This window comes from Variovorax sp. GW821-FHT10B04 (assembly GCF_059415645.1).
Genome location: NZ_JBWKNQ010000017.1, coordinates 84,059 through 108,715 on the forward strand (window position 1 = coordinate 84,059; position 24,657 = coordinate 108,715).

The window sequence follows — 24,657 nt, forward strand, 5'->3', positions numbered from 1 at the left end:
CAATCCCGACCAGGAGGTATGTCAACACCCCAGCCGCATAATCCGCCCGCCCTCAACTCAAGCACCGAATCCGCCATGGACCTGCATCTCGACAACCAGCACGTGATGATCACCGGAGGCAGCAAAGGCATCGGCCTGGCATGCGCGCTGGGGTTTCTGCAGGAAGGCGCGCGCGTCAGCCTCGTGTCGCGGAACGGCGCCAACCTGCGCCAGGCCGAGCAGACGCTCGTTGCCGCCCACGCCGCAGCGGCCGGCCGCATCTCGCTGCATGAAGCCGACCTCAAGCAGCCCCTGGCGGCCGAAGCGGCGCTCGATGCGGCCGAACAGGCCTTCGGGCCGGTCGACGTGCTGGTCAATTCGGCGGGTGCCGCGCGCCGCACGCCGCCGGACGAGCTGACCGCCGCCGCCTGGCACGACGCGATGGATGCCAAGTACTTCAGCTACATCCACATGATCGACCCGGTCGTCAAGCGCATGGGCCGGCGTGGCCGCGGCGCCATCGTGAATGTCATCGGCGCCGGCGGCAAGGTCGCCAGCCCGACCCACATGGCCGGGGGCGCGGCCAACGCGGCGCTGATGCTGGTCAGCGCCGGCATGGCGGCGGCCTACGGGTCCAAAGGCGTGCGCGTGAATGCCGTGAATCCGGGCCTGACGCTGACCGAGCGCCTCCAGGAAGGCATGGCGGCCGACGCGCGCGCACAAGGCATCGATGCGGCGGACGCCCTCGCCCGCGCCACGTCCAGGCTGCCGCTGCAACGCATCGCCACGCCCGAGGAAATCGCCAACGCCGTGCTGTTTCTGGCGTCGTCGAAGGCCAGCTACATCACCGGCGCGATTCTGGCGATGGACGGTGCCGTGGTGCCCATGATCTGAGTCCGCGACCGAACCCGGATTCGGGCACCCGCCGCGCCGCGTTCGGGCTTCAGATCGGGTGCAGGGGTTCGCCGACCACGACCTGGTTGCGGCCGTGCCGCTTGGCCTGGTAGAGGCTCCGGTCGGCGATCTCGATCAGGTCCGAGAACTTGCCGTCGATCTGCGGCGTGCCCGAGGCCACGCCCACGCTGACCGTCAGCCATGCGCCGGTGGCCGAATCGGCGTGTGGAATCTGCATCGCCTCGACGGACCGGCGCAGCTTTTCGGCCACCAGCCGTGCGCCGCCCGCGGGCATGCCGGGCAGGATGACCGAGAACTCTTCGCCGCCGAAGCGCGCAGCCAGGTCTGTCGGGCGATTGCAGGCCGCGAGGATGGCGCCGGCCACGCGCTTGAGCGCTTCGTCGCCCGGTATGTGGCCGTAGCAGTCGTTGTAGGCCTTGAAGTTGTCCACGTCGATCATCAGCACGCTGAGTTCGAGTCCCTGGCGGACGGCGCGGTCCCACTCGGCACCCAGGTACTCGTCGAAATAGCGCCGATTGCCCAGGCCGGTCAGGCCGTCCGAGTTCATCAGGCGGCGCAGTTCGAGATTCGACTCCAGCAACTGCTGCTGGCTCTGACGCAATGCGTGGTACGCCTCGTCGCGCTGGACCATCGCGAGGTAGGAGCGCGAGTGATAGCGGATGCGCGCGATCAGCTCGATCGTGTCCGGCAGCTTGACCAGGTAGTCGTTGGCGCCCGCCGCGAAGGCGGCGCTCTTGACCGACGCGTCCTCCTTGGTCGACAGCACGATGATCGGGATGTCGCGCGTCACCGGATTGGCGCGGTAGGCCTGCACCAGCGTGAGGCCGTTCACGCCGGGCAGCACCAGGTCCTGCAGGATGACCGTCGGCCGCGTTGCCACGGCGGTGGCCAGCGCCTCCTGCGGGTCCTGGCAGAAATGGAAGTCGATGTTCGGTGCGGTCGACAGCGCCCGGCGGATGGCCTCCCCGACCATCACCTGGTCGTCGACCAGCAGCACCATGGCCGTGGGCATCGGCGTACCGCTCGGGGAAAAACTCTCGGGATTGGGAGGCATGTCAAATTCCTTTCGGAGATACCGCTAGCGGATCGGGACCCGGTGCCGGGAACAGGTTGGCCAGCCGCGGCGCGATCTCGGCCAGCGGCCGTATCTCGACGGCTGCGTTCAGCGCGGCGGCCGCCTTCGGCATGCCGTAGACGGCGCTGGTCGCCTGATCTTGCGCGATGGTGAGGAAGCCGCGCTCTCGCATGGCCTTCAATCCTTCGGCGCCATCGCGGCCCATGCCGGTCAACAGCACGCCGGCCGCCTCGCCTTTCCAGTGCCGCGCGACGTCGGAGAAGAACACGTCGATCGACGGCCGGTACAGGCATTCGCGCGGCTCGCTCGTGTAATGAAGGCACCCATCGGACTGCAGGTGAAGATGATCGTCGGTGCCGGCCAGCAAGACGATGCCGGCTGCCGGCCGTTCACCCGAGGTCGCGAGCCGGACCGGGCACCCCACCTGCTGATCGAGCCAGGTGGCCATGCCGGCGGCGAATTGCGCATCCACATGCTGCACCAGCACGATCGCGGCCGGGAAGTTCGCCGGCAGGGCGCCCAGCAGTTTGGCCAGCGTGGGCGGCCCGCCGGCCGATGCGCCGATGGCCACCAGCGGCGGCAGTTGCCGCGGCGGTGCGATGCGTGCGGCCTTGGCGGCGGCCGGCCGACCGCCATTGAAGTGGCCGATCAGCCAGCCGACGTTGCGGATCTTGCGCAGCAGCGGCGCGGCAGCCTCCCGGATGTCGCCCTGCCCCAGCGCCGGCGTGTCGACCGCATCCAGCGCGCCGTAGCCCATCGCGTCGAAGACGCGCCCGGTCTGCCCGCCCACGTTGACCGTGACGATCACGATGGCGCACGGCGTCTCGGCCATGATGCGGCGCGTCGCCTCGACGCCGTCCATCACCGGCATGATCAGGTCCATCAGGATCACGTCGGGCCGCTGCGCCGCGCAGCGCTCCACCGCCTCGGCGCCGTTGGACGCGCGCCAGATGACCTGGAAGCCCGGCTCCAGCGACACCGCGCGCTGCAGTGCCTCGACCGCCAGGGGCATGTCGTTGACGATACCGATCTTCATGGCCGCGCCCTTCCGATCAAATCCTCGACGGCGTCGAGCAACGCCTCGTCGTGGAAGCTGCTCTTCGCCAGGTAGTAGTCGGCACCGGCGTCGAGGCCGCGTTGCCGATCGTCCTGCCGGTCCTTGTATGACACCACGACCACCGGCACGTTCTGCAGCCGCGGGTCGCGCTTGATGCGCGACACCAGCTCGATGCCGTCCATGCGCGGCATGTCGACGTCGCTCACGACGAGGTCGAAGGCCTCGGCGCGCAGCATGTTCCAGCCGTCCAGGCCATCCACCGCGACCGCGACGTCGTAGCCGCGATTCAACAGCAGCTTGCGCTCCAGTTCGCGCACGGTCAACGAATCGTCGATGACCAGCACGCGCTTGCGGCGCTCGGCACCGATCGGCGCCGAGCCGGCGTCCACCCGCGCGAGCCGTCCACCGGCCACCAGCTTGTGGATCGACAGCAGCAGGTCTTCGACGTCGAGGATCAGCAAGGGCGTGCCGTCTTCCATCAAGGCGCCGGCCTGGATGTTCTGCACCTTGCCGAGACGCGGATCGAGCGGCTGGACCACCACGGTGCGTTCACCCAGATAGCGGTCGACGGCCACGCCGTAGGTGATGTCGTGGTCTCCGATCACCACCACGCAAGCCGTGCCGGTCGCGGCCTGCCCGTCGCCGTACTGCAGCAGCTGGCGAGCGGACACCAGCCCGATCTGGCGGCCCTGGAAGCGAACGTGCTGATGGCCTTCGAGCTGCTCGATGTCGGCGAGCGGAACCTCCAGCGCATGCGCGACGTAGGCCAGCGGAAAGGCGTAGTTCTCGCCGCCGATCTCCACCAGCAGGCTGCGCACCACCGACAGCGACAGCGGCATTTCCAGCACGAACTTCGTGCCTCGGCCGAACTGCTGCTGCACCCGCACGGCGCCACGCAGCTGCCGGACCATGTTCTGCACCACGTCCAGCCCGACGCCGCGGCCGGATATCTCGGTGACGGCATCGCGCGTGCTGAAGCCGGGCAGGAACAGGAACTCGAGCAGCTCGGCCTCGCTGAGCCGCGCGGCGGTCTCGGTGTTCGAGAGCTTGCGCTCGACGATTTCATGCCGGAGCTGGTCGAGGTCGACACCGGCACCGTCGTCCGATATCTCGATCACGAGCATGCCCGCGCTGTGCCGCGCATGCAGGCGCAGCACGCCCTCGGCCGGCTTGCCCGCAGCCAGGCGCCGTTCGGGCAGCTCGATGCCATGGTCGACGGCGTTGCGCAGCAGATGCGTCAGCGGCGCGTCGAGCTTTTCCAGGATGTCGCGGTCGACCTGCGTGCTGTCGCCCTCGATCTCCAGCCGCGCCTGCTTGCCCAGCGAGCGGCTCAGGTCGCGCACCTGCCGCGCCAGGCTGCCGAGGCCGTCGCCGAACGGCCGCATGCGGCAGGCCAGCGCGGTGTCGTAAAGGCGCTGCGCCAGATGGCCCATGCGCCAGCCGTACTGGTCGAGTTCGTTGATGCGGCGGCCGAGACCCTGCTCGCATTCGCCGACGATGCGCACGGCGTCCTCGAGTGCGGCGTCGAGCTGCGCGTCGGTGTCCTGCGCGGCCAGCAGCGAGCGGATGGTGTCGAGCGCCTTGCCTGCCGCGCCCTGCTGCCGCTTGAGCCGCAGCATCGACGCATTGAAGGGCGCGAGCCAATGCGACTCGACCAGCGTTTCGCTCGACAGGCCGAGCAGCCGGTTCAGCGTGTCGGCGGTGACGCGCAGCACGCGCTCGCCGTCGGTGACGGTCGCGCCCTCGCCGCGCGCCGACGCCGGTCGCGTGGCCAGTCCGGACGGAGACTCCTGCAGGTCGTCTGCCGCGCTGGCGGCCGGTTCGGCGGGCAACCGTGGTGCCGCAGGAAGCGCCGGGGCCGACGCGGCGGGTGGCTCCAGTTCGAACGGCGGCCAGGCCGGATGAGCCGGCGCAGGCGCGGTCATCGGTGCGCCCGCACTCCCCCGCTGGGCCAGGCGCGCAAGAAACTGCGCGATCTCCGGCCCCAGGTCCCGGTCCGTCGAGGCGATCCGCAGCAGCAGGTCCGCGCCCATCAGGAGCGCATCGATGTCGGCCGGCTGCAGCAGCAGCCGCCCTTCCTGCGCGCTGACCAGACAGTCTTCCATCGCATGCGCGATCTGCACGCCGGGCTCCAGGTCGACGATCCGCGCCGCGCCCTTGAGCGAGTGCGCGGCCCGCATGCAGGCCTCGAGGTGCTGCGCCGCCTGCGGATCGCGTTCCAGCGCGAGCAGTCCGGTGTTGAGCACCTGCACCTGGTTGTCCGCTTCGAGCTGGAACAGCTCCAGCATCGACGCATCTCGGAGCTGGTCTGGGTTCATGCAAGGCTCCGGTCGATCGCGTGGGCCAATGCCGCCTCGTCCAGTAGGCCGACGGTGCGCGCGCCGCACTGTGCGACGCCGCGCGAGAACTTGATGGACGACCCGGCCAGCGTGGCCGGCAGCGGTTCGATCGCGCTTTCGGGAATGCCGTAGATGCCGTCGACTTCGTCCACCGGCAGCACCACGCCCCGTCCGCCCATCGCCATCACGAGCATGCGCGGCAGGCCCGGACGTTCGCGGCCATCCGAAGAAGACGGCGCGGCGGGCTGCGGCTCGAGGCCGAGCATGCGTGCCAGCGACACGCACACCGTCAGGCTGCCGCGCACGTTGGCGACGCCCAGCAAGGCCGGGTCGCGGCGATGCGGCAAGGCATGCACCGGGCGCACGGGTGCGACCTCGTCGAGCGCACGCGTCGGCAGGCTCAGCCATTCGCGCTCGACCCGGAAGACCAGCAGACTCGCACGCTGGCTGGATTCGCCTGCGCCGGCCCGCGCGATCGGCGCAGCCAGCACGCGGGTTTCCAGGCTCGGCGGCAGGCGATCCAGCAAGTCCTTGGCGGCGTTCGCATACACCGGGCAATTGCGGCAATGCACATGCGGCGGAAGCTTGTCGCAGCTCTTGTCGCCCTGGATGCCGATCCGGTTCCAGCAGTCGTCCACCGCAGCCATCACGGGCGCCGTATCGAGGGTGTCATCCATGTTCGCGCTCTTTGCGGCTCGCGCGCGCCTTCAACCGGCGCGCGCCTTCGAGATCGCCCTGCGACTCCAGCAAGGCCGCGAGCTGCAGCAGCGCGCGGGTGTGGGCCGGGTCCAGGTACAAGGCCTTGCGGTAGCCGGTCTGGGCCTGGTGCGCGCGGCCGGCGGCATCGTGCAACAGGCCCTGGAAATAGTAGGCGTCGGCCGAAGGGCCGCTGGTCGCCAGCCAACGCTCGCACGCGGCCAGCGCTTCGTCCAGGCGGCCGAGATCGGCCAGGCGCAGCAGTTCGGCGGCCGCGTCCGGCGCCGGGCCGGATGCAGCAGCGGAAGAAGCACCCGTTGAAGTTGCCGCGACTTCGGCCGCCCGGCCGACCGCACGAAGCGGGCGCTCCGGAGCGGGATGCGACCGGGCCGGCGCCGCCCTCGCCGGCAGCGCCATCGACACGGAGGACGACTCGTCCGCGCCGGACCCAAACCGCTTCTCCGGCGCACGCGCCAGGCTGAACGCGAATGCATGGGCGCGGCCGATCGACGGCATGCCCTGGCGCGTCAGGAGGCTGGCTTCCGCCGGCCCGACGAACATCAGGCCATCGGGTTGCGTCAGGCGCCGAAGGATCTTGACGGCACGCTCCTGTGTCGGGCCATCGAAATAGATCAGCAGGTTGCGGCAGAACACCACGTCATAGGGCGCGGCACCTGCCAGCATCAGGGAGTCGAACAGGTTGCCCTGCTGGAAGCGCACACGCTCGACCACCCGCTGCGACAACGCCTGCCCACGTTCGGCCGGCGTGAAGTGGCGCTCGCGCAGCAGGCCTTGCGCCTCGCCGCGGAAGGAGTTGCTGCCATAGACCGCGCGCCTGGCGAACTCGATCACCTTCTCGCTGATGTCCATGGCGTCGACCACGATGCGCTCGGCGGCGACGCCGGCATCCAGCAGCGCCATCACGATCGAGTAAGGCTCCTCGCCGGTGGAGCAAGGCAGGCTCAGGATGCGGACCGTGTCCTTGTCCTTGAAGCGTTCGCGGACGGCATCGGCCAGCGCCGCGAGCGACTCCGGATAGCGGAAGAACCAGGTCTCCGGCACCACCACGGCCTCGATCAGCGCCTGGACCTCGGCCGGATGCAGCTGCAGGCGCTTCCAGTAATCGTCCTCGTCGACCGCGCCGCTCGCTGCGCTGCGCAAGCGCACCGCGCGCTCGATCGCGGCCTCGCCGATCGAGCCGGCATCCAGTCCGATGCGGGTCTTCAGCAGTTGGCCGAAGCGGTTGCGCACGGCGTTCATGGCGAATGGCTGCCGGCGTCGGCACCATCTTCGGCAGTGAACAGCAGCGCCTGCACGTGCTCGGGCAGCAGGTCTTCCACCCTTACCCACTGCACCATGCCGCCGGTTTCATTGAGAACCGGCCCGAGATAACGGGCGCCCGGGTTGTCGAGCCCGCTCGGAACGAACGCCGCGGGGTCGCGGTGAATGGTTTCGGTGGCTCGCTCCAGCACCAGGCCCAAGGTGCGCGTCGGGTTTTGCGCGGGCGCCGCACCGCGGTATTCGACCAGCACGATCCGTGTGCTGGTCACGGGATTGGCGGCCCGGCCGATGGCGAGCGCGCACAGGTCGATCACGGGAACAGGCTGCGCCAGCCCCGGCAGCACGCCGGCGACCCAGCCCGGCGCGCCCGGCAACTGCTTGAGCGGTTGCAGCGGCAGCACCTGCTGCACGCAGGCGGCGTCGAGCACGTAGCGATCCGTCCCCATGCGGAACAGCAGGAAGAGCTTGCGGCGTGCCGGCATCGACGCGCCCGCATGCCGCAAGGGATCGTGAACCGCCAAGCTCACACCTTGAAGCGCGAAACGCCGGTCCGGAGGTCGTTCGAGACCAGATTCAGCTCGTCGATCGCCGAACTCGACTGGCGCAGCGACTCGACGGTCTGCTGCGTCGCCTCGCTGAGCTGGGCCAGCGCCTGGTTGATCTGTTCGGCGCCCGTCGCCTGCGCGCCCATGCCTTCGTTGACCATCTGCACGCGCGGCGCCAGGGTCTGCACCTGCTGGATGATCTGCGTGAGCTGGTCGCCCACCTGCTGCATGTCGGCCATGCCGCGGCGGACTTCCTCGGAGAACTTGTCCATGCCCATGACGCCGGCCGAGACCGACGACTGGATTTCTCGGACCATCTGTTCGATGTCGTAGGTCGCCACGGCGGTCTGGTCGGCCAGCCGGCGGATCTCGGTGGCCACCACCACGAAGCCGCGGCCGTACTCGCCGGCCTTCTCCGCCTCGATCGCCGCGTTGAGCGACAGCAGGTTGGTCTGGTTGGCGACGTTGGTGATGGTCGTCACCACCTGGTTGATGTTGCCGGCCTTCTCGTTGAGGATGGCCAGCTTGGCGTTGACCGAACCGGCGGCGTCCACGACGTTGCGCATCGTGTCTTCCATGCGCGCCAGGCCGCCCTGCCCGTTGCCCGCCAGCGACGCGGTGCGCTCGGCGGCGCTGGACACTTCGGTCATCGTGCGCACCAGGTCGCGCGACGTAGCGGAGATCTCGCGCGAGGTGGCACCGATCTCGGTCGTCGTGGCCGCGATCTCGGTTGCGGTCGCCTGCTGCTGCCGCGACGTCGCGGCGATCTCGGTCACCGAGGTCGCCACCTGGATCGCCGAGCGCTGGGTTTTGCTCACCAACGTCGACAGCTCGTTGGCCATCGTGTTGAAGCCGACTTCCACCGCATTGAACTCATCCTTGCGGTCCAGGTCGAGACGGCGCGTCAGGTCGCCCCCGCCGAGCTGCGTCAGCGTGCCGACGATGCTGTGCATGGGCTGGGTGATCGCCTGCATCAGCAGATAGCCGCAGGCCACGGCGGCGGCCAATGCCAGCGCCAGAGACACCAGGATGCCGGTTTCGGCGCCGGCAACGGCATTCGCGATCCCTTCGGTGGCTTCGTCCGCCTGCTTCTTGTTGTTGGTCACGATCGCCGCCAGGATTTCGGTGCCCGCGTTGAAGATCGGACTCAACTGCTCCTGCAGGACCGTGCGGCCGCGTGCGGCCAGCGTCGTCGGATCGTCGGCCAGCAGCGTGTCGCGGACGCGGCGGTAGTTCGTGATGATCTTCCGGAAGTCCTCGTACATCGCCATCTCGTCCGTGCGCTTGACCGACTTCTCGTAGCCGGCCAGGAGGTCGTCGAACTGGCGGTCCGCCTTGGCCAGCGACTCCATCAGCGCGCGGCGGTTCTCCGGCGTGGTCTGCTCGATGACCTCGCGCAGCCGCACGAAGCTGCCGCCCCAGCTGGAACGCATCGTCGCGCTGTAGTAGAGGCCGGGAACGGAGTCGTTGCGGATGACTTCGACGTCGCGCTCGATCGACAGCAGGCGCTGGAAGTTCATCGCCGCCATCAGGACCATGATCGCCAGGATGACTGCGAAGCTGGCGAGCATGCGCTGGCGGAGTGTCAGATTTTTCATACAGAGAGTGTTGCAACGAACGTGGCGCGCGCTTGTCGCCCGCGGAGGACGGTGAGTGCAACATTTTGTGCACAAGTGTTCGACCAGGAACAGCGAATGCAGGAAAAATCCGAGCTATCGCCATCTGATTGTCAACTTGAGTCAGATGATACTGATGCTTTGGTGCTCATCTCTCTGAGATTCGCGGCGCTGCCGACGGCGAACGGAACGTCTCGGCAGCCGGGCGTCCGGGCTCGCCGCAGCCCAGGTCGTCGCTGCGGCGGGCCTTGCCTCGTCAGAACGTGTGGCGCAGGCCCGGCGCGTCGCGCAGCGACTCGTTCGCCACGCGCAAGCGCACCGCGCTGCTACCCTGACGCGATCAGGCGCTCACCACTTGCCTGCGCCGGGCTGTTTGGCGCGCACGGCCGCAGTCAGCATCTCGACCGCATCGGGCCGTTTGCCCTGCTGCGCGAAGTTGAGGGCGGTCATTCCCAGCTCGTTCTTCATCAGCGGGTCGGCGCCCTCGTCGAGCAGCAGCTTCACGCTTTCGGCCGAGCCGTACATCGCGGCCATCATGAGCGGCGTGGTGCCGTTGGGCGACTGCGCGTCGATGAACGCGTACTTGTCGAGCAGCGTCTTCATGATGCTCAGCTGGCCGCTGCTGGCTGCGTAGTGCAGCGGCGTCCAGCCCGGTTTGTTGACTGCGGCGTCGCGCGCCAGCAGCTTGTCGACCAGGTCCGACTGGCCCTTGATCGCGGCCAGCATCAGCGCGCTCTCGTCGCTGGCGTTGCGCGCGTTGACGTCGGTCTGCGGCGACGACAGCAGCACGTCGATCACCTTCGGCGAAGGCTCGCGCAGCGCGATCAGCAGGCCCGTCTGGCCACGCTCGTCGCGCGTGTTGGGGTCGAATCCACGGTTCAACAGGTTGCGCACCGCGCCGGGGTTGTCGCCGTGCACGGCGCGGAAATAGTCGTCGAACGAGCCGGCATGGGCCGGCAGCGTGGCGGACAGGGCTGCCGCGAGCGCGGCCAGGCAAAGCAGTTTCTTCATGGCGATCTCAGGTTGTCACGCCGTTGAACAGCGTCTCGAAATTCCGGCTGGTGGCTTCGGCCACCGCCTCGACGGGCATCTGCCGCAACTGCGCAATCTGCTGCGCGACGAGCGGCACGTACGACGGATTGTTGGTCTTCCCGCGGTAGGGCACGGGCGCGAGATAGGGGCTGTCGGTCTCGATCAGCATGCGGTCCAGCGGGACGAAGGCGGCCACGTCGCGCAGGTCCTGCGCCTTCTTGAAGGTCAGGATGCCGGAGAAGGAAATGTAGAAACCGAGGTCGAGCGCGGCACGCGCCACTTCGGCCGTTTCGGTGAAGCAATGGAAGACGCCGCCGGCCGATCCGGCCGACGCATCCTCGCCCTCTTCCTTGAGGATGGCCAGCGTGTCGGCCGAGGCTTCGCGGGTGTGGATCACCAGCGGCTTGCGGGTCTGCTGCGCGGCGCGGATGTGGAGGCGGAAGCGGTCGCGCTGCCATTCCATGTCGGCGATCGTCCGGCCGCCCTTGCGCTCGGCCATCTGGTAGTAGTCGAGCCCGGTCTCGCCGATCGCCACCACCTTCGGCCGCGCCGCACGGCTCAGCAGGTCGTCGAGGCTGGGCTCGGCGATGTCTTCCTCGTCCGGATGCACGCCCACGCTGGCCCAGAAGTTGTCGTACTGCGCGGCGAGCGCCTGTACTGCGTCGAACTCCTCCAGCTTGGTGCAGATGCACAGCGCGCGGTCGACCTTCGCCGCCGCCATGGCGGCGCGGATCTGCGGCATTTCCGAGAGGAGTTCGGGAAAGGTCAAATGGCAGTGGGAGTCTGTGAACATGGCAATCTCGATGGCGGTGGCCGTACCGGAACGGTGATGGCGAGCAGGCCGCGCACACGCGCGGCGGAATTCAGAGTGTCTGGGTCGGGCGGTCCGAGCCGGCAAGCCCGTCGAGCGCTTCCTCGATCCGGGCCTTGAGCTGGCGGGACTTCTCGTCCGGCGGAAAACGCACCCCGATACCGGGCGTCCGGTTGCCGCCGGCGCGCGAGGGCGTGATCCACGCCACCTTGCCGGCAATCGGGTGTCGCTGCGGGTCGTCGGGCAGTGTGAGCAGCACGTAGACGTCGTCGCCGAGCCGATAGGTGCGCGAGGTCGGAATGAACACCCCGCCCTCGGCGAACAACGGAATGTAGGCGGTATACAGCGCGCTGCGCTCGCGGATCGCCAGCTGGATCACGCTGGGACGGCCAGACGGGCGCGCGCCGGAGTTCATGGACGGCGGCCTGCGGAAACCAGCGCGCTGCGTGCCTCGCTCACCAGCGATTCGAGCATCAGCCCGGCATTGAACGGATGGTCGGCGGTGCGCGCCGCCTGGGCGAGCGACCTGGACCATCGCGCGAGCACGAGATGCGACGGCGCAGCCGGCAGATCGGCCGGCGCGAAGAAGCGAGGCTCGGCACCGTTGCCGACGGCCATCAGGTCGTGGCAGAGCTTCTGCAGCACGTCGATGGCCTGCGCGGGCGCATGGTCGGAGAGCGCGGCCACCTCGCCACGCGACATGGCCTTGGGCAGCAGTGCCCACGCCTTCGGCGACTGGCCGCTGCCGGCGAGCCGCAACGCATCGCTCGGCCGGCCGCCGGCCGCGCGCAGCAGCGCGGGCGCATCGGCCGCGGCAACGCCCTGCGCCACGAGCCATTCGGTGGCCTGCCCGGTCTCGGGCCAGGCCAGCGGGAAGCCCAGGCAGCGGCTGCGGATGGTCGGCAGCAGTTGCCAGGCAGCTTCGCTGGCCAGCACGAAACGGACATCGCCGACCGGCTCCTCCAGCGTCTTCAGCAGCGCGTTGGCGGTGATCGCGTTCATGCGTTCCGCCGGATAGACCAGCACGACCTTGCCCCGGCCGCGCGCGCTCGTGCGCTGCGCAAAGCCGATCGCGTCACGCATGGCCTCGACGCGGATCTCCCGGCTGGCCTTGCGCTTCTTGTCGTCGATGTCGGACTGCGTCTTCTCGTCGAGCGGCCAGCCGAAAGCCATCATCGCGGTCTCGGGCATCAGCACGCAGAGGTCGGCATGCGTGCGCACGTCGATGGCATGGCAGCTGCCGCAGTGGCCACAGGCGCCCTGCGGCGTCGGTGACTCGCAAAGCCAGGCCGCGGCCAGCGCCAGCGCCAGTTCGTACTGGCCCAGACCCGACGGCCCTTGCAGCAGCCAGGCGTGGCCGCGCTGCCGCAACAGGTCGGCCAGTGGCGCGAGCAGCCAGGGAGCGAGCGGCGCCATCAGATCCAACCCTTCGACCGCAGCGCGGCTTCGATCTGCTGCCAGACGGCTTCGCGCGGCTGGTCCGCATCGATGCGGGCGAATCGGCCGGCGTGCTGCGCGGCCCGGGCCGCATAGCCCGACGCCACCTCCCGGAAGAACTCGACGGGCTGCGACTCGAAGCGATCGGGCACGCGTGCGCCGGCCAGCCGCTCGGCGGCGGTTTCGGGTGCGAGGTCGAACCAGATCGTCAGATCGGGTTGCAGCAGCACGTCGGCCTGCACGGCACCACCTTGCACCCAGCCTTCGAGCGTCGACAGCACGCCGAGGTCGAAGCCGCGGCCGCCCCCCTGGTAGGCGAAGGTGGCGTCGGTGAAGCGGTCGCACAGCACGACGTCGCCACGCGCCAGCGCCGGCTGGATCACCTGCACGATGTGGTCTCGGCGGGCAGCGAACACCAGCAGCGATTCGGTCAACGCGTCCATCGGGCGGTCGAGCACCAGCGTGCGCAGCGTCTCGGCCAGTGGCGTTCCGCCGGGTTCGCGGGTGCGCGTGACCTGCCGGCCGAGGCCGCGGAACAGTGCGTCGAGCGCTTCGATGTGGCTGGACTTGCCGGCGCCGTCGATGCCTTCCAGCGTGAGGAACAAGGGGGATGCGCGATCGCTCATTGGCCGCTCCGTGGGGTGGCGTCCGGCGCCGATGCGCCGCCGAGGCCGCGCTGATAGCGGTTGACCGCACGGTTGTGTTCGTCGAGCGAGCCGCTGAACTGGCTGCTGCCGTCGCCGCGCGAGACGAAATACAGCGACTTGCTCTGCGCCGGCTGCACCGCGGCCAGCAGCGCCGCCTTGCCGGGCATCGCGATCGGCGTGGGCGGCAAGCCGCCGCGCGTATAGGTGTTCCAGGGCGTGTCGGTCTGCAGGTCCTTCTTGCGCAGGTTGCCGTCGAACAGCGCGCCCATGCCGTAGATCACGGTCGGATCGGTCTGCAGCGGCATGCCGACACGCAGGCGGTTCACGAAGACGGCTGCGATCTCCGGCCTGTCGGCGGTCTTGCCTGTCTCCTTTTCGACAATGCTGGCCAAAATCAGCGCCTCATCGGCCGACTTGAGCGGCAGATCGGGTGCGCGCGCGGCCCAGGCGGCATCGAGCTTCTTGTCCATCGCCCGCATTGCGCGCTGCAGCAGCGCAACATCGGTCGAGCCCTTCGAGTAGGTGTAGGTGTCCGGGAAAAAGCGGCCTTCCGGATGCTGGCCGGCCCGACCCAGCCGCGCCATCAGGGCATCGTCGCTGTCGCCGACGCTGTCGGGCTTGAGCTGCTCAGCCTTGGCGAGCGCGGCCCGGACCTGGCGGAAGTTCCAGCCTTCGACCAGCACCACGCTGCGCGTGGCCTCTTCGCCGCGCACCAGCACGTTGAGCAGCGTGCGCGGCGTCACGCCACGCTCCAGCTCGTAGCTGCCGGCCCGGATCTGCCGGTCCTGCCCGGAAAAGCGGAACCAGGCGTACAGGAGCTGCGGATTGACCTGTGTGCCGGTGTCGGCGACGAGCTGCGCGATGCCGCGCGGCGTGGTGCCGGGTTCGACCGAGAGGTCGACGCTCGGCGCGGGCAACGGCAGCGGGCGGTTGAGCCACCAGAGCGCTCCGGCGCCAAGGCCGAGCACGGCAAGGGCACAGAGCAGGAACAGGGTGAGGAAGATGCGGCGCACGGACGGGAAGGATGGCGGCGAAACGCGGAGCCGGAGAGGTAGCCCTTCGGGCCCGCGGGACAGGGCCGGCCATGATAATTCAGCGATGACCTCTGCCGTCCTTCAGGGTGTTACCACCCTCTCCCACCTCGGCGTGATCCGCGCCGAAGGCCCCGATGCCGCCAGCTTCCTGCATGGCCAGCTGACCCAGGATTTCGCGCTGCTCGATGGCAGCGAAGCCCGGCTGGCGGCGCTGTGCACGGCCAAGGGCCGCATGATCGCCAGCTTCGTCGGTATCCGGCCGCAGCCCGAACTGATCCTGCTCGTCTGCAGCCGCGACATCCTCGCCGCGACATTGAAGCGCCTGTCGATGTACGTGCTGCGCGCCAAGGTCAAGCTGAGCGATGCCACCGAGGCGATGCCGCTCTACGGACTGGCAGGCAGCGCGATCGCGGCGAACGGCGCGGATCCCGCCGCCGCGCCGGGCCAGCGTACCGCGCTGGCGGTGCCTGATTCGGCACCGGTCAGCGTGGTCGCGCTCCATCCCGCGGACGGCGTACCGCGTGCGCTCTGGATCGCGCCCGACGCCGCCACGCCGAAGCCGGTCGGCGCCGAACTGGACCTCGGGTCGTGGCAGTGGGCAGAAGTGCGCAGCGGCATCGTCACCCTGACCACGCCGGTGCTCGATGCCTTCGTGCCGCAGATGGTCAATTACGAGTCGGTGGGCGGCGTGAACTTCAAGAAGGGCTGCTATCCGGGCCAGGAGATCGTGGCCCGGAGCCAGTTCCGCGGCACGCTCAAGCGTCGCACCTATCTCGTGAACGCCGATGCGCCGATCGCCGCCGGTCAGGAAGTCTTTGCCGGCGGCGACGCCGAGCAGCCGGTGGGCACGGTCGCCCAGGCCGCCGTGGCGCCCGATGGCGGCTGGTCGGGGCTGGTGTCGATGCAGATCGCTGCGCTGGACACCGGCGGCCTGCGCGCAGGCACCGCCGACGGACCTGCGCTGCAGGTCGAGCCACTGCCCTACCCGCTGCTGCTGGACATCTGAGCGGCCCTGCGGCGTGCTGCCGCATCGGCCTTCAAGGCATCACAGCGGCTTGCGCATGTCGATGTGCGCGATGCCGGCCTCTTCGAAGGGCTCGCCTTCCGGCAGGTAACCGAGCCGGCGATAGAAAGCTTCGGCGCTGCGCTGTGCGTGCAGCGTCACTTCGCGATCGCCGCGCGCCCTGGCCGCCGCTTCGAGGGTCTGCAGCACGGCGGCGCCATGGCCTCCGCCACGCAGCGTGTGGTGCACCGCCATCCGCCCGATGCGCGCGACGCCGGGCGCGTCCGACAGCAGCCGAGCCGTGCCGATCACGCGGCCGAGCCGGTTGCGCGCGACCGCATGCAGCGCCGTCGTGTCGTGCGCGTCCCATTCGAGTTCCTCGGGCACGTGCTGCTCCTTGATGAACACCGCGCGCCGCAACGCGCCCGCGCCGGTCGCCAACTGCTGCCAGTCGCCGGTGACCACTTCGCGCATCGGCTCGCCGGCCTCGTAGCCGGTCATGATCGCGCGCAACTCGAGCGGTACAGGCTTCGACGTCTGGGTCTTCGGATCGGCGAACACGTAGATCAGCTCGGACGTGACCAGCAGTTCGTCGCCGCGGAAGAGCGCACCATGGAACACGATCGATGAATTGCCGATGCGCACGCACTTCATGCCGGCGTCGAGCACGTCGTCCATGCGGGCGGAGGCGTTGAATTCGACCGACGCCTTCTTGACGTACAGGTCGCCGTCGAGTGCGTGCATCGATTCCTCGTACGGCAGCGCCATGTCGCGCCAGTACTCGGAGATCGCGGTGTCGAAGTACATCAGGTAGTGCGCGTTGAAGACGATCTTCTGCATGTCCACTTCCGACCAGCGAACGCGAAAGCGCATCAGGTGGCGGAAGTCGGCGCGGATGTAGGGGCGGGTGTCGGTGCTGCGAGGGTCGGTCATGGGTTCAGTGCGTGTTGCAGGGCGCGCGCGGCATCGGCGTGCGCCTGAAGGGCTTCGGGTATGGCACGGCCCATCTTGATGAATTCGTGGATGACGCCGCGGTAGATCTCCAGATCGACCGGTACGCCGGCGGCGCGCAGCTTGTCGGCATAGGCGATGCCGTCGTCGACCACCGGGTCGGCCTCGGCCAGGCCGATCCAGGCGGGTGCGACGCCGTCGACGTCCTCCGCGTTCAGCGGTGCGAAGCGCCAGTCGTCGCGATCGGCCGGCGTGCGCACGTACTGCCCGAAGAACCAGCTGATCAGTGCTTCGTCCAGCAGCGGTCCGGTGGCGAAGCGCGCATGCGACGGCGTGTCCTGATGCGCGGTCATGCCGGGATAGAACAGCAGCTGCAGTGCGATCGGGATGCCCGCGTCGCGCGCCATCAGCGCACACACGGCGGCGAGCGTGCCGCCCGCGCTGTCGCCACCGAGCGCAAGGCGTGTGGTATCGAGCCCGAGCCCGGCGCCATGGGCGACGAGATGCCGCACGGCGTCCCAGGCATCGTCGGAGGCGGTCGGGAACTTGTGTTCGGGTGCGAGCCGGTAGTCGAGCGAAACCACTGCGCAGCCGCTGCGGCCGGCCAGCACGCGGCACAGCGTGTCGTGCGTCTCGATGCTGCCGACCGTGAAGCCGCCGCCATGGAAGTACAGCAGCACCGGCAGCGCGTCATGCGACGGTGCATACAGCCTTGCCGGGAGCGCGAAGCCGTCGCGCGCGGGCATGTGGAGGTCCTCGATGCGCGCAAGCGGCGGCTTGGGTACTTCGAGCACGCCGGCGCCCTTGGCGTAAGCGGCCTTGGCATCGGCCGCGCCCATCGCATGAAAAGGTGGATGGCCGGCGCGCGCCATGCGCTCGACCACGCTGGCCATCTTGGGCGTCAGCATCGGTGCAGGCCCGCGTGGGTCGGCGCAGGCCCAGTGCCTGAGGCGACAGCAGCGCGGGTATTGTGGGTGGGCAAGATCGGCTCCGCTTGTTAGATTCGAAGGGTCCAAATCGTACAGCCCTCGAGACCCATGGCCCTCATCCAGTACCTGACCCAGATCCAGTTCGAATTTGGCGCAATCCAGCTGCTGCGCAGCGAATGCGCGCGCATCGGCATCGAGCGCCCGCTCATCGTGACCGATGCCGGCGTGCGCGCCGTGGGGATCCTGCAAAAGGCACTCGACGCACTCGGCGACATGCCGGTTTCGGTGTTCGACCAGACACCGTCGAACCCGACCGAAGCCGCCGTGCGCGCGGCCGTCGAGGTCTACCGCAGTGGCGGCTGCGACGGCCTGATCGCCGTCGGCGGCGGCTCCGCCATCGACTGTGCCAAGGGCGTCGCCATCGCGGCGACGCACGAGGGGCCGCTCAAGACCTACGCGACGATCGAAGGCGGTTCGCCGAAGATCACCGAACGCGTGGCGCCGCTGATCGCGGTGCCGACCACCAGCGGCACCGGCAGCGAGGTGGCGCGCGGCGCCATCGTGATCGTCGACGACCATCGCAAGCTCGGCTTCCACAGCTGGTTCCTGATGCCCAAGGCCGCGATCTGCGACCCCGAACTCACGCTCGGCCTGCCGCCCAAGCTGACGGCTGCGACCGGCATGGACGCGATCGCACACTGCATGGAAACCTTCATGTCGGCCGCCTTCAACCCGCCCGCCGACGGCATCGCACTCGACGGCCTGGAGCGTGCCTGGGGCCACATCGAACGCGCGACCACCGACGGCAGCGACCGCGAGGCGCGCCTCAACCTGATGAGCGCATCGATGCAGGGCGCGATGGCCTTTCAGAAAGGGCTGGGCTGCGTGCATTCGCTGAGCCACAGCCTGGGCGGCGTCGATCCGCGCCTGCATCACGGCACGCTGAACGCCCTCTTCCTGCCGGCCGTGATCCGTTTCAATTCAGGCGCCGAATCGGTTCGCAAGGACCAGCGGCTGCAGCGCATGGCACAGGCGATGCACCTCGATTCGGCCGGCGATCTGGGCGACGCGATCCGTGACATGAGCGCGCGCCTGTCGCTGCCGAGCGGCCTGGCCGCGGTCGGCGTGACGCCCGACCTGTTCGAGAAGATCATCGACGGCGCGATGGCCGACCATTGCCACAAGACCAATCCGCGGCTGGCGACGCGCGACGACTACCGCGAGATGCTCGAAGCGTCGATGTAAAAGCGCCGATGTGGGCGGGCCGAGGCCGCTGCTGCGCGGCCCGGCTGCGAACGCTGCTCAATAGGACGGCGCGATCGCTTCCGCATATTCGTAGAGCGCACCCAGGATGTCCTCGGCGCGCGCATCGGCCGTTTCGGCGAGCGTGTCGATCTCCGCGAAGAACTGGTCGACGTTGCGTACACCACCCTCGCCTTCGAGCAGGCGCGCGGCACGGTGCGCCTCCCAGCGCTCGGCTTCTTCCGGCGACAGCGTGTCGCCGAAATTCCGCGCGCGGTAGCGGAACAGCAGTTCCTCGAGCCGCGGATCGTCGAAGCCGGTGCGCGCCTGTGCAAGCGCAGCCGGCGACAGTTCACGCAGCTGGTTCAGCCGGCGCCGGTCGGCGTTGCCGACGAAACCGCCGTACAGGTCCTCGTCGACATCGGGCGTGGCCTCTTTCGGGCGCGCATAGACCTGCGGCCAGATCGCGCTCATGTCGGGCAGCCCCTGCGCGATTTCGGCATGGCGCATCGCCGTGGCGAAATCGACGCCCCAGCGCTCGGCCATCGCGGGCGACAGCGTGCGCAGGTTGCCGACCACCATCGGCGACTTGTTGAGGTGGACGCCCTTGATCGGCAGCCGCACCACGCCATCGGGCAGATCGGCCGTGCGGGTGAACATGCGCTGGCGCAGGGTGTCGATGTCCAGGTCGCGCAGTTCGCTCGGGTCGTACGCCAGGTCCCAGGCGATCAGTTCGTTCTTGTTGGTCGGGTGATTGGCCAGCGGCCACATCACGGCGAGGCAGCCGCGTTCCGCCGGGAACATGCCGGAAACGTGAAGGAACGGTTTGGCGTTCGCCGGCGTCGCCGGCAGACCGAGCTCCGACGCCACGCGGTCCTTGCGGTGCAGCCCGAACGCGAAGTCGAACAGCCGCGGCTGCCTGTCGCGGATCAACCGGGCCAGCGCGATGGTGGCGCGCACATCGGACAGCGCGTCGTGCGCCGCTTCATGCAGCAGGCCGTTGGCACGCGCCAGGTCCTCCAGCTTGAAGCTGGGCTTGCCGTCCGCCTTCTTCGGCCACTCGATGCCTTCTGGGCGCAGCGCATAGGTCAGGCGCACGACGTCGAGCAGGTCCCAGCGGCCGCAGTCGTTCTGCCATTCGCGCGCGTACGGGTCCATGAGATTGCGCCAGAAGAGAAAGCGCGTGACCTCATCGTCGAAGCGGATCGTGTTGTAGCCGACACCGATGGTGCCCGGCTGCACGAATGCGGCTTCGATCTCGGCCGCGAAGGCGTGCTCCGGGACGCCCCGTTCCAGGCACAACTGCGGCGTGATGCCGGTGAGCAGGCACGCTTCGGGGCTTGGCAGGTAATCGGGGGCGGGCTTGCAGTACACCATCACCGGTTTACCGATCTCGTTGAGGTCGGCGTCGGTGCGGATCGCCGCGAATTGCGAGGGGCGATCCCGTCGCGGCACGGCGCCGAAGGTCTCGTAGTCGTGCCAGAGGAAGGTGTGAGCGGACATGGCGGAAAAGTATCAGAGCAAAGGGGAAGACAGGCGTGCAAAGGCATCGCCCAGACGCCGCCAGAAGGTTTGCCGGCGACGCAATGCCACGGGCGCGGCGCTGTGCAGGTCAGCCTCGAACTGCGCCGCCATCGATCGAGCCAGCGCGGGACCATACACCACGGCCATCACTTCGAAGTTGAGCCGGAAGCTCCGGTTGTCGAAATTGGCGGTACCGATCATCGCGCACTGGTCGTCGACCACCATGGTCTTGGAATGCAGCATGCGCGCCTTGTATTCCCATATCTTCACGCCGGCCGCGAGCAACTCGTCGTAGTAGGAGCGCGCTGCTGCACTGACGATCGCAGAGTCGCTGCGGCGCGGTACCAGTAGCCGCACGTCGACCCCACGCAGTGCCGCGCTGGTCAGCGCCATCAGCGCCGGCTCGCCCGGCACGAAATATGGCGTGGTCAGCCAGGCGCGGCGTGTTGCCGAATGGATCGCCGCCACGTGCATGCGGTGGATGGCTTCCAGCGGCGTGTCCGGCCCGCTGGTGACGATCTGCATCGGGATATCGCCTGCTTCCAGCACGGGCAGCAGATGCTCGATGCCGCCAGCGATCGAACGCAGGTCTTCGCCGGTGGCATAGGTCCAGTCTTCGAGGAAGGTCGCCTGCAACCAGCGAACGGCGCTGCCTTCGAAGCGCAGGTGGATGTCGTGGTACGCGTCAGGCCGCGTGCGGCGGTCTTCCTCGTCGGTGATGTTCACGCCACCGGTGAAGCCGATGCGGCCGTCGCACACCACGATCTTGCGGTGGGTGCGGTAGTTGGTCACCGGTCGCAGGCGGCGGCCGATGCGCGTCTCGTGAAACAGCGCGACCTGGATGCCGGCTGCATGCATCGGTGCCATGAATTTCCGGCCGATGCGCTTCGAGCCCAGTGCGTCGAGCAGCAACCGCACCGCGACGCCCTCGCGTGCGCGTTCGATCAGCAGGTCGCGCAATGCAGTGCCGATGCGGTCGGGCTCGAAGATGTAGTACTCGAGATGGATGTGGTCCCGCGCCTCGCGCACGGCTTCGAAGATCGCATCGAAGGTGCGTGCGCCGCCCGACAACAGCGTGGCGCTGGTCGCACTCGACACCGGCATGCCGCAGGCGGCCGCGCCGAGTTCGGCCATCTGCCGAAGCGCGGGCGGTGCACTGGCATCGGCATTGCGCAGCCGCGCGACCTCCGCCGACGATTGCGCCTTGAGGCGGCTGCGCAGCCGCTTGAGTTGCTGCTTCTTGAGCCGTTGCGGCCCGAGGAAGTAATAGATCAGGAAGCCGCCGAAAGGCAGCAACGCCAGCGACAGGATCCAGCTCATCGTGGAAACCGGCGCACGCTTCTGCATCACGATCCATACGGACAGGACGGCGATGTAGCCGCTCCAGGCAAAGGAGAGCCCGGTTTTCCATTCAGGACTGAGAGTGGGGAGCAGCAAGAGAAGGATCGATCGGAAAATGAAAAAGGCCGGCAGCGATGCTACCGGCCTTTTCTGTCCATTCGAGAAGCACCGCGGAACCGGCTTTGCCGGGCCGCTGGTGATGCCCCCGGAAGGGGGTTGGCGAGAGGCGACACGAAGTGCGCCGAAGCCTGGGGGAGAACCCAGCTAGCCTGCGGCGGTTTCTTCCGCTTCGGGCTTGGCCTTGCCTTCCTTCTTCGGCAGCGGCTGGATGTCGAGCTGCACTTCGTCCTTGTCGTCGAGGTCGACGGTCAGGCGACCACCGTCCTGCAGACGTCCGAACAGCAGCTCGTCGGCCAGCGCACGACGGATCGTGTCCTGGATCAGACGTTGCATCGGCCGCGCGCCCATCAGCGGATCGAAGCCCTTCTTCGCGAGATGCTTGCGCAGTGCGTCGGTGAACGTGACGTCGACCTTCTTCTCGGCCAGCTGGGTTTCCAACTGCAGCAGGAACTTGTCGACCACCCGCAGGATGATCGTCTCGTCCAGCGCCTTGAAGCTCACTTGCGCGTCCAGGCGGTTGCGGAACTCGGGCGTGAACAGGCGCTTGATGTCCGCCTGCTCGTCACCCGATTCACGCGGGTTGGTGAAGCCGATGGTCGCCTTGTTCATGGTTTCGGCGCCCGCATTCGTCGTCATGATGATGATGACGTTGCGGAAGTCGGCCTTGCGTCCGTTGTTGTCCGTCAGCGTGCCATGGTCCATGACCTGCAGCAGCACGTTGAAGATGTCCGGATGCGCCTTCTCGATTTCGTCGAGCAGCAACACCGCGTGCGGCTTCTTCGTGATCGCTTCGGTCAGCAGGCCGCCCTGGTCGAAACCGACGTAACCCGGAGGCGCGCCGATCAGGCGGCTCACCGCGTGACGCTCCATGTACTCGGACATGTCGAAGCGGATCAACTCGATGCCCATGATGTAGGCGAGCTGCTTGGCCGCTTCGGTCTTGCCGACGCCGGTCGGGCCGCTGAACAGGAACGAGCCGATCGGCTTGTCGCCCTTGCCCAGACCCGAACGCGCCATCTTGACGGCGGAGGCCAGCACTTCGAGTGCCTTGTCCTGGCCGAACACGACGCTCTTCAGATCGCGTTCGAGCGTCTGCAGCTTGCCGCGGTCGTCGTTGCTGACGTTCGCCGGGGGAATGCGCGCGATCTTCGCGACGATTTCCTCGACCTCGGTCTTGCTGATGGTCTTCTTGCGCTTGCTTGGTGCCAGGATGCGCTGGGCGGCGCCCGCCTCGTCGATCACGTCGATCGCCTTGTCGGGCAGATGACGGTCGTTGATGTACTTCGCGCTGAGCTCGGCCGCAGCTTGCAGGGCCGCCACGGCGTATTTCACGCCATGGTGTTCCTCGAAGCGCGACTTCAGGCCCTTCAGGATGTCGACGGTTTCCTGCACCGTCGGCTCGACCACGTCGACCTTCTGGAAGCGACGCGACAGGGCTGCATCCTTCTCGAAGATGCCGCGGTATTCGGTGAAGGTGGTGGCGCCGATGCACTTCAGCTGGCCGCTCGAGAGCGCCGGCTTCAGCAGGTTCGATGCGTCGAGCGTGCCACCCGATGCGGCACCCGCGCCGATCAGCGTGTGGATTTCGTCGATGAAGAGCACGGCATTCGGCTTGTCCTTCAGCGACTTGAGCACACCCTTCAGGCGTTGCTCGAAGTCACCACGGTACTTGGTGCCGGCCAGCAGCGCGCCCATGTCGAGCGAATACACCACGGCTTCAGCCAGGATCTCGGGCACGTCGCCCTGCGTGATACGCCAGGCCAGGCCCTCGGCGATGGCGGTCTTGCCGACACCGGCCTCGCCGACCAGCAGCGGGTTGTTCTTGCGCCGGCGGCACAGGATCTGGATGACGCGCTCGACCTCGTATTCGCGGCCGATCAGCGGATCGATCTTGCCGTCCTTGGCCATCTGGTTGAGGTTCTGTGTGAACTGCTCGAGCGGCGATGCCTTCTCGTTCTTTTCACCACCGCCCTCTTCGCCCTCGTTCGACGGCGCTTCGCTGCTGCCCTTGGCGGCTTCCGGCGGATCGCTTTTCTTGATGCCGTGCGCGATGAAGTTCACGACGTCGAGGCGCGTCACGCCCTGCTGGTGCAGGTAGTACACGGCATGCGAATCCTTCTCGCCGAAGATCGCGACCAGCACGTTGGCGCCGGTGACTTCCTTCTTGCCGTTGCCTGTGGACTGCACATGCATGATCGCGCGCTGGATCACGCGCTGGAAACCGAGTGTGGGCTGGGTGTCGACATCGTCGGTACCCGCCACCTGCGGCGTGTTGTCCTTGATGAAATTCGTCAACGATGCGCGAAGGTCGTCGACATTGGCCGAGCATGCGCGGAGCACTTCCGCGGCGCTCGGGTTGTCCAGCAAAGCGAGCAGCAGGTGCTCCACCGTGATGAACTCGTGGCGCTGTTGCCTGGCCTCCACGAAGGCCATGTGCAAGCTGACTTCCAGTTCCTGGGCAATCATGAGATTTCCTTTTGCCTTGCTGTAAATAAATGGTCAGATGGGTTGGAGTGCGCTGAATTCAACAGGTTCATTCGACCGGCTCGCTCACGCACTGCAGCGGATGACCCGCCTGATGCGCAGCTTCCATCACCTGGTTGACCTTGGTGGCGGCCATGTCGCGTGAATACACGCCACAGACGCCACGTCCGTCGAGATGGATCTTGAGCATGATCTGCGTCGCGCTTTCCCGGTCCTTGTTGAAGAACTCCTGGATCACGACCACGACGAATTCCATCGGTGTGTAGTCGTCGTTGAGCATCACGACCTGGTACATCGACGGCGGCGCCGTCTTCTGCGGGCGCCGTTCCAGCACGACCGCGTCGCCGTCGTCGCGCTTGGGCTTGATCGCCGGCGCCTTCGGAGTCGAGGGGATTCTGGTTGCCATGAAATTCATTCTATCGACCGTCCAAGCGCCACGTCGGCGCCACAGGATTTGCTGTCATAGTAAGGATAAATCAAGGGCTGGGAACTCGGACATCGGGCGCAAAAGCGCGCAAAAAACAAAAAATCTTCCGCGTCGCCGCAGTTGCGAGTTTCGTACCAGCTGGAAGAGCCAAAAACAGAAAGCCCCGAGGCCG

At 67.9% G+C, this 24,657-nt stretch carries 22 protein-coding genes; 3 read left to right on the top strand and 19 right to left on the bottom strand.

Translation table 11 applies throughout. The features are described from left to right. The first annotated feature begins 75 nt into the window (after positions 1 to 75). A complete protein-coding gene (locus AC07PZ_RS29500) occupies positions 76 to 873 on the top strand; it encodes an SDR family oxidoreductase (protein WP_495298738.1) in 798 nt (265 codons plus the stop codon). Positions 874 to 922: 49 nt separating this feature from the next. On the opposite strand, the gene AC07PZ_RS29505 is transcribed toward AC07PZ_RS29500, so the two are convergent. The 13 genes from AC07PZ_RS29505 to mltG form a co-directional block, all read right to left on the bottom strand. After that, positions 923 to 1,948: a diguanylate cyclase gene (locus AC07PZ_RS29505; RefSeq protein ID WP_495298739.1), complete on the bottom strand. Its 1,026-nt coding sequence runs from the start codon at positions 1,946 to 1,948 to the stop codon at positions 923 to 925. 1 nt (position 1,949) lies between these two features. Continuing rightward, positions 1,950 to 3,005: a chemotaxis response regulator protein-glutamate methylesterase gene (locus tag AC07PZ_RS29510; protein ID WP_495298740.1), complete on the bottom strand. Its 1,056-nt coding sequence runs from the start codon at positions 3,003 to 3,005 to the stop codon at positions 1,950 to 1,952. Next, positions 3,002 to 5,344, bottom strand: a complete 2,343-nt coding sequence (locus AC07PZ_RS29515; RefSeq protein WP_495298741.1) for a hybrid sensor histidine kinase/response regulator — start codon at positions 5,342 to 5,344, stop codon at positions 3,002 to 3,004. The genes AC07PZ_RS29510 and AC07PZ_RS29515 overlap by 4 nt, the downstream gene beginning before the upstream one ends. Then, entirely contained in the window at positions 5,341 to 6,042 is a 702-nt protein-coding gene (locus AC07PZ_RS29520) for a chemotaxis protein CheW (protein ID WP_495298742.1), read from the bottom strand. Before AC07PZ_RS29520 ends, AC07PZ_RS29515 begins: the two co-directional genes overlap by 4 nt. Next, entirely contained in the window at positions 6,035 to 7,321 is a 1,287-nt protein-coding gene (locus AC07PZ_RS29525) for a CheR family methyltransferase (protein WP_495298743.1), read from the bottom strand. The genes AC07PZ_RS29520 and AC07PZ_RS29525 overlap by 8 nt, the downstream gene beginning before the upstream one ends. Further along, positions 7,318 to 7,863, bottom strand: a complete 546-nt coding sequence (locus AC07PZ_RS29530) for a chemotaxis protein CheW (RefSeq protein WP_495298744.1) — start codon at positions 7,861 to 7,863, stop codon at positions 7,318 to 7,320. Before AC07PZ_RS29530 ends, AC07PZ_RS29525 begins: the two co-directional genes overlap by 4 nt. 2 nt (positions 7,864 to 7,865) lie before the next feature. Continuing rightward, the gene (locus tag AC07PZ_RS29535; protein ID WP_495298745.1) at positions 7,866 to 9,485 is read right to left on the bottom strand and encodes a methyl-accepting chemotaxis protein; all 1,620 of its coding nucleotides are present in this window, start codon (positions 9,483 to 9,485) and stop codon (positions 7,866 to 7,868) included. Between the two features lie 366 nt (positions 9,486 to 9,851). Beyond that, on the bottom strand, positions 9,852 to 10,514 hold the full coding sequence (locus tag AC07PZ_RS29540) for an ankyrin repeat domain-containing protein (RefSeq protein ID WP_495298746.1): 663 nt from the start codon (positions 10,512 to 10,514) through the stop codon (positions 9,852 to 9,854). A 7-nt stretch (positions 10,515 to 10,521) separates the two neighbouring features. Beyond that, complete coding sequence (locus AC07PZ_RS29545; protein WP_495298747.1) at positions 10,522 to 11,328, bottom strand: TatD family hydrolase; 807 nt, start codon at positions 11,326 to 11,328, stop codon at positions 10,522 to 10,524. Between the two features lie 70 nt (positions 11,329 to 11,398). Further along, entirely contained in the window at positions 11,399 to 11,761 is a 363-nt protein-coding gene (locus AC07PZ_RS29550; RefSeq protein ID WP_495298748.1) for a PilZ domain-containing protein, read from the bottom strand. After that, positions 11,758 to 12,762 carry a DNA polymerase III delta subunit-related protein gene (locus AC07PZ_RS29555; protein ID WP_495298749.1) on the bottom strand — a complete coding sequence of 335 codons (1,005 nt, stop codon included), beginning with the start codon at positions 12,760 to 12,762 and terminating at the stop codon, positions 11,758 to 11,760. Before AC07PZ_RS29555 ends, AC07PZ_RS29550 begins: the two co-directional genes overlap by 4 nt. Then, positions 12,762 to 13,409, bottom strand: a complete 648-nt coding sequence (gene tmk / locus AC07PZ_RS29560) for a dTMP kinase (RefSeq protein WP_495298750.1) — start codon at positions 13,407 to 13,409, stop codon at positions 12,762 to 12,764. The genes AC07PZ_RS29555 and tmk overlap by 1 nt, the downstream gene beginning before the upstream one ends. Next, positions 13,406 to 14,443: an endolytic transglycosylase MltG gene (mltG, locus tag AC07PZ_RS29565; RefSeq protein WP_495298751.1), complete on the bottom strand. Its 1,038-nt coding sequence runs from the start codon at positions 14,441 to 14,443 to the stop codon at positions 13,406 to 13,408. The genes tmk and mltG overlap by 4 nt, the downstream gene beginning before the upstream one ends. An 85-nt stretch (positions 14,444 to 14,528) precedes the next feature. On the opposite strand from mltG, the gene ygfZ reads away from it, so the two are divergent. Next, the gene (ygfZ, locus tag AC07PZ_RS29570) at positions 14,529 to 15,470 is read left to right on the top strand and encodes a CAF17-like 4Fe-4S cluster assembly/insertion protein YgfZ (RefSeq protein WP_495298752.1); all 942 of its coding nucleotides are present in this window, start codon (positions 14,529 to 14,531) and stop codon (positions 15,468 to 15,470) included. Positions 15,471 to 15,509: 39 nt separating this feature from the next. Here the strand turns inward: ygfZ and AC07PZ_RS29575 are convergent, their stop codons facing one another. Together AC07PZ_RS29575 and AC07PZ_RS29580 are read right to left on the bottom strand one after the other, a co-directional pair. After that, positions 15,510 to 16,400 carry a YbgC/FadM family acyl-CoA thioesterase gene (locus AC07PZ_RS29575; protein WP_495298753.1) on the bottom strand — a complete coding sequence of 297 codons (891 nt, stop codon included), beginning with the start codon at positions 16,398 to 16,400 and terminating at the stop codon, positions 15,510 to 15,512. Next, on the bottom strand, positions 16,397 to 17,326 hold the full coding sequence (locus tag AC07PZ_RS29580; RefSeq protein ID WP_495298754.1) for an alpha/beta hydrolase: 930 nt from the start codon (positions 17,324 to 17,326) through the stop codon (positions 16,397 to 16,399). The genes AC07PZ_RS29575 and AC07PZ_RS29580 overlap by 4 nt, the downstream gene beginning before the upstream one ends. Positions 17,327 to 17,455: 129 nt before the next feature. Between AC07PZ_RS29580 and gbd the strand changes: the two genes are divergently transcribed. Further along, entirely contained in the window at positions 17,456 to 18,592 is a 1,137-nt protein-coding gene (gene gbd, locus AC07PZ_RS29585) for a 4-hydroxybutyrate dehydrogenase (protein WP_495298755.1), read from the top strand. A 57-nt stretch (positions 18,593 to 18,649) separates the two neighbouring features. Here the strand turns inward: gbd and sbcB are convergent, their stop codons facing one another. The 4 genes from sbcB to clpS form a co-directional block, all read right to left on the bottom strand. Next, positions 18,650 to 20,092, bottom strand: a complete 1,443-nt coding sequence (gene sbcB / locus AC07PZ_RS29590) for an exodeoxyribonuclease I (protein ID WP_495298756.1) — start codon at positions 20,090 to 20,092, stop codon at positions 18,650 to 18,652. Positions 20,093 to 20,104: 12 nt separating this feature from the next. After that, a complete protein-coding gene (cls, locus tag AC07PZ_RS29595) occupies positions 20,105 to 21,550 on the bottom strand; it encodes a cardiolipin synthase (protein WP_495298757.1) in 1,446 nt (481 codons plus the stop codon). Between the two features lie 168 nt (positions 21,551 to 21,718). Further along, positions 21,719 to 24,040 carry an ATP-dependent Clp protease ATP-binding subunit ClpA gene (gene clpA, locus AC07PZ_RS29600; RefSeq protein ID WP_495298758.1) on the bottom strand — a complete coding sequence of 774 codons (2,322 nt, stop codon included), beginning with the start codon at positions 24,038 to 24,040 and terminating at the stop codon, positions 21,719 to 21,721. Between the two features lie 67 nt (positions 24,041 to 24,107). After that, positions 24,108 to 24,464, bottom strand: a complete 357-nt coding sequence (gene clpS / locus AC07PZ_RS29605) for an ATP-dependent Clp protease adapter ClpS (RefSeq protein WP_495298759.1) — start codon at positions 24,462 to 24,464, stop codon at positions 24,108 to 24,110. Positions 24,465 to 24,657 lie beyond the last annotated feature (193 nt).

Coding starts and splice junctions, on each gene's coding strand:
- AC07PZ_RS29525 (WP_495298743.1), bottom strand. CDS start 7,321: ATGAACGCCGTGCGCAACCGCTTCGGCCAACTGCTGAAGACCCGCATC.
- AC07PZ_RS29580 (WP_495298754.1), bottom strand. CDS start 17,326: ATGCTGACGCCCAAGATGGCCAGCGTGGTCGAGCGCATGGCGCGCGCC.
- sbcB (WP_495298756.1), bottom strand. CDS start 20,092: ATGTCCGCTCACACCTTCCTCTGGCACGACTACGAGACCTTCGGCGCC.
- AC07PZ_RS29545 (WP_495298747.1), bottom strand. CDS start 11,328: ATGTTCACAGACTCCCACTGCCATTTGACCTTTCCCGAACTCCTCTCG.
- AC07PZ_RS29515 (WP_495298741.1), bottom strand. CDS start 5,344: ATGAACCCAGACCAGCTCCGAGATGCGTCGATGCTGGAGCTGTTCCAG.
- gbd (WP_495298755.1), top strand. CDS start 17,456: ATGGCCCTCATCCAGTACCTGACCCAGATCCAGTTCGAATTTGGCGCA.
- tmk (WP_495298750.1), bottom strand. CDS start 13,409: ATGAGCGATCGCGCATCCCCCTTGTTCCTCACGCTGGAAGGCATCGAC.
- AC07PZ_RS29540 (WP_495298746.1), bottom strand. CDS start 10,514: ATGAAGAAACTGCTTTGCCTGGCCGCGCTCGCGGCAGCCCTGTCCGCC.
- AC07PZ_RS29575 (WP_495298753.1), bottom strand. CDS start 16,400: ATGACCGACCCTCGCAGCACCGACACCCGCCCCTACATCCGCGCCGAC.
- AC07PZ_RS29500 (WP_495298738.1), top strand. CDS start 76: ATGGACCTGCATCTCGACAACCAGCACGTGATGATCACCGGAGGCAGC.
- AC07PZ_RS29520 (WP_495298742.1), bottom strand. CDS start 6,042: ATGGATGACACCCTCGATACGGCGCCCGTGATGGCTGCGGTGGACGAC.
- AC07PZ_RS29555 (WP_495298749.1), bottom strand. CDS start 12,762: ATGGCGCCGCTCGCTCCCTGGCTGCTCGCGCCACTGGCCGACCTGTTG.
- clpS (WP_495298759.1), bottom strand. CDS start 24,464: ATGGCAACCAGAATCCCCTCGACTCCGAAGGCGCCGGCGATCAAGCCC.
- AC07PZ_RS29550 (WP_495298748.1), bottom strand. CDS start 11,761: ATGAACTCCGGCGCGCGCCCGTCTGGCCGTCCCAGCGTGATCCAGCTG.
- AC07PZ_RS29505 (WP_495298739.1), bottom strand. CDS start 1,948: ATGCCTCCCAATCCCGAGAGTTTTTCCCCGAGCGGTACGCCGATGCCC.
- ygfZ (WP_495298752.1), top strand. CDS start 14,529: ATGACCTCTGCCGTCCTTCAGGGTGTTACCACCCTCTCCCACCTCGGC.
- clpA (WP_495298758.1), bottom strand. CDS start 24,040: ATGATTGCCCAGGAACTGGAAGTCAGCTTGCACATGGCCTTCGTGGAG.
- AC07PZ_RS29510 (WP_495298740.1), bottom strand. CDS start 3,005: ATGAAGATCGGTATCGTCAACGACATGCCCCTGGCGGTCGAGGCACTG.
- AC07PZ_RS29535 (WP_495298745.1), bottom strand. CDS start 9,485: ATGAAAAATCTGACACTCCGCCAGCGCATGCTCGCCAGCTTCGCAGTC.